Here is a 7285-nt window from a genome sequence, read left to right as displayed (position 1 = left end):
CCATACCGAACACAGAAGTTAAGCCTCTCAGCGCTAATGGTACTTAGGTGGTGACGCCTTGGGAGAGTAGGACGTTGCTAGATTGTTACATATAAATTAAATTATGAAATCCCTATTTCGTAGGTCGAAGTAGGGATTTTTATATGTGAGAATTTAGGATTATTTAATAAGAAAAGAGCTAATAATGTGTTTAATATACTTCATAGTTTTTTACAGCCTCATTATAAGCTATTTTTCCCTATTTCGTAGATTGAAATAGGGTGTTTTTATATATTTTTCTATTTCTTAGTTTGTATTGATATAATATATGTATTATAATTTAATCAATCTATTAATATCATATATAGTAAGATAATTTAGGGGGGCATTAATAATGAATAAAGAAGGAAGGAAATTATTTAAATCAGGTACATCTTTTGAGGAATTTGTAAATTTAGATAAAGACTCATATAAAGAAAAAACTTTATATATTTATAATAATATAAATATTAATGATGAATTTATGTATAGAATAAAAAATATTAAAAAAGTAAATGTTTTAATATGTGCTGAAATGTGGTGCCCAGATTGTATGATAAATGTGCCTGTAGTTGAAAAAATGAGACAAGTAAATAATAATATAAATATTTCAATTGTAGAAAAAGGAGATAATGAAGATTACTTTAGTAAATATGTTCCAAGAGAAATCGTAAAAATACCAACCTTTATCTTTTTTGATGATGAATTTAATGAAATAGGTAGTTTTGTAGAAAGACCGAACTATGTTAAAGAAGTACAAAGTAGTGATAATCAACCACTAAAAATAGTAACTATGAGAAAGTATAAAAATGGTGAATATACTAGTGAAACACTAAAAGACATATTAAAAATAGTTGGTTATTAATAAATTATATTAAACATTGGTAAAGATGAATATGATAGAAGATTAATTGTATTATTTTATTGTATATTTTAAATAGGGTTAATAATAAAGGAAACAGTTTGCTAATTATATTATTTCAAAAGTAGATGAAGGTAAATATATAAAAGAAAGTACATTATTAATTATATTTAGGCAATTATATTAAATAAAAGAAATATAGATTTGTAGGTTGTAGTATTTTAAATATAAAATAGTAAAGGAAGTGGTCATTATTCTAATAGAATATGAAGGAAATCTTTATAGACCCCCCAGTGAAGCTCATAGTTTAATTGTACAGGCTACTATTGGTTGCTCTCATAATAAATGCACATTTTGCTCTATGTATAAAAAGGATAAATTTAAAATAAGAGAAACTAAGGATATAGTAAAAGATTTAGAGATAGGACGAAAATATTACCCTAAGGTTAAAAGAATATTCTTAGCAGATGGAGATGCTTTAATAATAAAAACAGAAGAATTAAAGAAAATATTAATGACTATTAAAGAATTATATCCAGAATGTAAAAGAGTCGGCATATATGGTTCCCCAAAATCTATTTTAGGCAAAAATGTAGAGGAGTTACAGGAACTTAATAATCTAGGATTAGGAATTATTTACTTAGGAGTAGAAACAGGAAGCGATACAATTTTAAAAGAGATAAAAAAAGGAGTTACATCAGAGGAAATAATAGATGCTGGTAAAAAAGTTAAAGAAACAAATATAGAGTTATCTGTAACTCTTATTTCTGGTATAGGTGGGGCTAAGTATACAAAAGAACATGCAATAGAATCAGCCAAAGTTATAAATGAAATAAATCCAAATTATATTGGACTTTTAACCCTTCTCATTGAGAAAGAGACGGAACTATATAATAAAATAGAAGAAGAAAGATTTGCATTACTTACACCTAAAGAAGTTTTATTAGAAACAGAAGAGTTTATAAAAAAATTAGAACTAGATAATTGTATTTTTAGGAGTAATCATGCTTCTAACTATGTATCTCTTAAGGGAACACTAGGTAGAGATAAAAAATTAATATTAAATCAAATAAAGGAAGGGCTAAAATTAGAGGATTTGGAAGGGAAGGAGGTTTATAGAAGATTATAGTAAAATCAATATTTTATTCATGTTAATACCTTTTATATTTGGATATATTATATAATGCATAAAACTAAAAAGGAGGTAATATAGATGAAAGCAGAAGTTAATAAAGATCTTTGTATAGGTTGTGAATTATGCCCAAGTATTTGTCCCGAAGTATTTAGTATGGACGATGATGGATTAGCAGTAGCTATAGATGAGGAGTTAGATGATAATGTTATAGATTCAGCAAAAGAAGCTGAAGATTCTTGTCCTGTGGATGCTATTACTGTTGAATAAAAAATGCTTGTAAAAAACAAAGAATAATGATATAATCTTTAAGAACAAAAAAGAATATTTAAATCTTTAAATCAGTCCAGAGAGGCTGGCAAGGTTGTAATATAGAACGTTATTGTTGTGCCTTTATGCACAAAAACTTCTTGCTACCTTGCAAGAAGTTTTTTGTTGTAAATATTCTATTGCAATCTGAAAGATAGCCTTTTAAATCAGTCCAGAGAGGCTGAAAAGGGGAGAAAACTCTCCTTAGGACAATAAAAAATAGGAGGTTTTTTTATGTCTGAAAATGTATATAAAGAAGCAGTAGTTTATGAAAAAAAGGGGGCTAGATTAGTTAATAGCTCAAAAAAAATAGTACTTGCCTTGCAGCATTTAATTGCAATGTTTGGTGCTACTGTATTAGTACCGATTTTGACAGGTTTTGATCCTTCAGTAGCATTATTTTCAGCAGGATTAGGGACTTTAATATTTCACTTATGTACAAAAGGAAAGGTTCCTGTATTTTTAGGCTCTTCCTTTGCATTTATACCAGTTATTTTAACAGTAAAAGAGCTATATAATGGAGACCTAGCTTATGTTCAAGGAGGAATGATGGTAGCAGGTTTATTATATGTTGTACTATCCTTCTTAATAAAAAAGATAGAGGTGGAAAAGATTCAAAGATACCTTTCACCACAGGTAGTAGGGCCGATGATTATAGTAATAGGTATGAATTTAATTCCTACTGCAATAGGAATGGCTAAGGAAAATTTTGGGGTAGCAGGTATAACTTTAGCAGCTGCATTGTTAGTTAATTTTAAGGGTAAAGGATTTTTCAGCCAATTATCAATATTAACTGGGGTTGTAGTAGGATCTTTAATATCTTTGAAATTAGGGATTGTTGATGCCAGTGTTGTAAAAGCAGCCCCATTTATCTCAATGCCAGCTTTTAGATTACCAAAGTTTGATTTTGGTGCAATAGCTGTTATTGTGCCAGTAGTTTTAGCAGTATTTATGGAACATATAGGGGATATAACAACTAATGGTCAAGTAGTAGGTAAAAATTTCATAGAAGATCCTGGTTTAAATAGGACCCTTCTAGGTGATGGTTTAGCAACAATGGTTGCGGCTACTATAGGTGGACCTGCAAATACAACTTATGGGGAAAATACTGGAGTATTAGCTATAACTAAAAACTATAATCCAGCAATAATAAGATTAGCAGCCGTATTTGCTATAGGATTAGGGTTTATATCAAAAATAGGAACATTACTAAATACAATACCTACACCAGTTATGGGTGGAATAAGTATTATGCTGTTTAGTATGATATCTTTAATAGGTATAAAAACGATTAAAAACAATAAGGTAAAATTTAATTATAAAAATATAATTATAATGGGAACAATATTATTTTTAGGTTTAGGTAGTGGAGTTATTGAAGAAAAATTTGGCATAGCCTTAGGAATTCCTATAACTGAAACTGTTAAAATAACAGGATTAAGCTTTGCAGCTATTGTAGGGGTAATTATGAATGCTGTTCTAAATAGAAATGAATTAGAAGGAAATAAGGAACCTTAAAAATATTATGCTGGAAAACATTAAATTCCATTAAAAAATATACCTCTAATGGGAAATATTAGAAAATGACAAAAATTTAAACTTAAAAATCAATAAAAAGTATATAAAGCGGAGATAATTCTCCGTTTTTTATATTAAAAAAGCAAAAATCTGATATAATATTATATTGATTGATTGAAAAAAGGAGTTTTTGCATGAATAAAAAGATAATTGTAATAGGTGGGGGACCAGCGGGAATGATGTCTGCTATAGCGGCTAAAAGAAATGGAGTTAACGTAACCCTCCTAGAAAGAAACTCAAGGGTAGGTAAAAAGATATTAGCTACAGGAAACGGAAGATGTAATTATACCAATATGTATGTAGATGTAAATAATTATCATGGAAAAAATTCAAAGTTTGTTTATAGTCCTCTTTCTCAAATGAATGTAGAAATGACATTAAATTTTTTTGAGAAGCTAGGTATTACTCCAGCAGTAGAAGAAGGAGGAAAAGTATTTCCATTGTCCTTTCAAGCATCGAGTGTATTAGATGTTTTAAGAATGGAAATGAAAGATTTAGGAGTGAAAGTGGTATGTGATGCTTTTGTAACAGATATATTTAAAAAGAAGGAAAAATTTATTGTTACTTTAAAAGATAAGAAAACTTTTATTGGAGATAAAATTATTATATGTACTGGAGGTAAAGCAGCACCTTTTACTGGTTCTGATGGAAATGGTTATGATTTAGGTAAAAGATTTGGTCATACTATTGTTGATATATTTCCAGGATTAGTTCAATTAAAATTAGAAAAAGATTATTTAAAGCAAATAGCAGGAGTAAAAGTTGTTGGGACTGCTGGCATTTATAATGCGGGAAAATTAATAAGGGAAGATAAAGGTGATATATTATTTACTAATTATGGAATATCAGGGCCACCAATACTTCAATTAAGTAGGAAAGCCTTAGAATTATTAAATAAGGATAAGAAACCAATATTGAAAGTTTCATTAATAGATACAAAAACTAAAGAAGAAATTATAGATTATTTAAAATTAAGATTTACATATATGGAAAAGAGGAGTATTGAGACAGGCCTTATAGGATTTATAAATAAAAGATTAATACCTGTAATATTAAAGGAAATTAAAATTGACAAAAATAAAAAGGTAGCCCAGTTATCTAATGAGGAAATAGATAAATTAGCAAAAATACTAGTAGATTGGAAATTTGAAATAACAGGTAGTCAATCTTATAAAGATGCTCAAGTAACTGCAGGTGGAATAAGTACTAAGGAAATAGATAGCACTACTATGGAATCAAAATTAGTTAAAGGTTTATATTTTGCAGGGGAGATTATGGATATAGATGGAGACTGTGGTGGATTTAATCTTCAATGGGCTTGGTCTTCAGCTTATGTGGCGGGAAAGAACGCTGCATTAGCCATATTGAAAGGATGATAATATGTTAGGATTAAATAATAAATTAAAAAAACTGGATGAGATGGGAAAAACTATTAAAGTGGCTATAGTTGGTGCTGGGAAAATGGGAAAAAGTATGGTTAGCCAATTAACTTTAGTAAAAGGTATGGCCCCTTCTCTTGTAGCTAATAGGAGTGTAGAAAAGGCAATTGAGGCTTATAAATTAGCAGGAATAAAGGAAGAGGATATTGTAGTTACTAATTCTTTAAAGGAATTAAATAAGGCTGTAGAGGAGGAAAAACCAGTAGTTACCGAATATGTGGATTTAGTTTCAAAGGCTAATTTAATAGAGACTGTTGTAGATGCAACTGGAGTACCAGAAGTTGGAGCTAGGTTAGCTATGGATAGTATTTCTAATGGAAAAAATATTGTAATGCTAAATGTAGAAGCAGATGCAGTGGTAGGATCTATATTATATAAAAAAGCTAGAAATGCTGGAGTAGTTTATACAGGGACAGCAGGAGATGAACCAGGCTCAGTTATTGAAATATATGAATATGCACAAGGTCTAGGATTTGATGTATTAGCTATAGGAAAGGGGAAAAACAATCCAATAAATCTAGAGGTAACCCCAGAAGCTGTTTATGAAAAAGCCACAAAAAAACGATTAAACCCTAGAATGCTAGCTTCTTTTGTAGATGGAACTAATACAATGATAGAAATGACTTGTATGGCCAATGCTACAGGATTAATTCCCGATATAAGAGGTGGACATGGTGTAAATGGTACTGTAGATGAACTTCCAAATATTTTTAGATTAAAAAAGGATGGAGGAATCCTCAACAAATATGGAGTAGTAGATTATGTTAATGGAATAGCCCCTGGAGTTTTTGCTATAATAACTAGTGAGAATAATGAAGTCAACAATTTAATGGGGTTTTTAAAAATGGGGTCAGGACCAAATTATGTATTATATAGGCCTTATCACTTAACTAGTTTAGAAACTCCTGCAACTATTGCAAGGGCAACTTTGTATAATGAACCTACAATAGCTCCTACTAAAGGAATGGTAGCAGAGACAGTAGCAGTAGCAAAGAAAAATTTGAAGCCAGGAGATAGGTTGGATTATATTGGTGGTTATACTGTTTATGGTACAATTGAAACTTATGAAAATGCAAAAGATAATAATTTTGTGCCAATAGGTTTAATTAATAAAAATACTATAGTAAGAAGAAATATTAAAAAAGGTGAAATATTAACTAAGGATTCTATAAAAGTAGATAATTCTACTTTTATATATAAATTAAGAAAATTACAAAATGAATTATTAGGATAAATTTTTATGCTGTAGAATACTTGACAAAAGTCATAGTATTGTATATATTGGTAGTTAAATTATAAAAGTAAATATATAAAGGCTGTGAAGAGAAGAGTAATAAAAGAAACTAATTTACAGAGAAATAATCATTTGGTGAAAGATTATAATTAAGTCTTTTATGAAGATCACCTTGGAGCTGAATACTTGAAATGTCAGTAAAGTATTTCGTTATAATACGTTAATAACAATGAAGCCATAAGGTAAAATCTATTACCTTATAAATTGGGTGGTACCGCGATATATTCGCCCCTAAGTAATTACTTAGGGGTTTTTATTTTGAAGAAAACTTATAATATAAACTATAAAGAGAGGATGAAAAGAGTGGGAAAATTCAAAGAACTATCCAAATCTCCTGTTAATAAGAGGGAACAATCTATATCAAAATATTGGAATGAAATTGACCTATTGAAACAAAGTATTGAAACCAGAGACGATAATAATCCTTTTATATTCTATGAAGGACCTCCTACGGCTAATGGTAAACCAGGGATTCATCACGTAATGGCTAGAACCTTAAAAGATGCCGTTTGTAGATATAAAACTATGCAAGGGCACCAAGTAATAAGAAAAGGTGGGTGGGATACCCATGGTCTGCCTGTAGAAATAGAGGTGGAAAAAGAATTAAATTTAAAAGATAAACATGATATTGAGGAGTATGGGATAGAAAAGTT

General features: G+C 29.5%; 7 protein-coding genes, 1 rRNA gene and 1 other annotated feature. All 8 genes read left to right on the top strand.

The window, feature by feature from the left end; genetic code table 11:
* Nucleotides 1-83 (top strand): 5S ribosomal RNA (gene rrf / locus VK071_12005); the annotation flags it as partial.
* A gap of 290 nt (nucleotides 84-373) precedes the next feature.
* Nucleotides 374-883, top strand: a complete 510-nt coding sequence (locus VK071_12000) for a thioredoxin family protein (GenBank protein HLR36035.1) — start codon at nucleotides 374-376, stop codon at nucleotides 881-883.
* A 241-nt stretch (nucleotides 884-1124) separates the two neighbouring features.
* Nucleotides 1125-2009 (top strand): radical SAM protein, encoded by an 885-nt coding sequence (locus tag VK071_11995; GenBank protein ID HLR36034.1) that lies wholly within the window; start codon nucleotides 1125-1127, stop codon nucleotides 2007-2009.
* 84 nt (nucleotides 2010-2093) lie between these two features.
* A complete protein-coding gene (locus tag VK071_11990) occupies nucleotides 2094-2282 on the top strand; it encodes a ferredoxin (protein HLR36033.1) in 189 nt (62 codons plus the stop codon).
* A 273-nt stretch (nucleotides 2283-2555) separates the two neighbouring features.
* Entirely contained in the window at nucleotides 2556-3839 is a 1284-nt protein-coding gene (locus VK071_11985) for a uracil-xanthine permease family protein (GenBank protein HLR36032.1), read from the top strand.
* Between the two features lie 194 nt (nucleotides 3840-4033).
* A complete protein-coding gene (locus VK071_11980) occupies nucleotides 4034-5275 on the top strand; it encodes an NAD(P)/FAD-dependent oxidoreductase (protein HLR36031.1) in 1242 nt (413 codons plus the stop codon).
* Between the two features lie 4 nt (nucleotides 5276-5279).
* A complete protein-coding gene (locus VK071_11975; protein HLR36030.1) occupies nucleotides 5280-6572 on the top strand; it encodes an NAD(P)-dependent oxidoreductase in 1293 nt (430 codons plus the stop codon).
* Between the two features lie 75 nt (nucleotides 6573-6647).
* Nucleotides 6648-6868: a binding site (T-box leader), on the top strand.
* Nucleotides 6869-6935: 67 nt separating this feature from the next.
* Nucleotides 6936-7285, top strand: a 350-nt coding sequence (locus VK071_11970; GenBank protein ID HLR36029.1) for a class I tRNA ligase family protein, incomplete at its 3' end; no start/stop codon positions are given.

This window comes from Tissierellales bacterium, assembly GCA_035301805.1.
Classification (GTDB): Bacteria; Bacillota; Clostridia; order Tissierellales; family DATGTQ01; genus DATGTQ01.
This window is presented reverse-complemented; position numbering and strand designations above follow the sequence as displayed.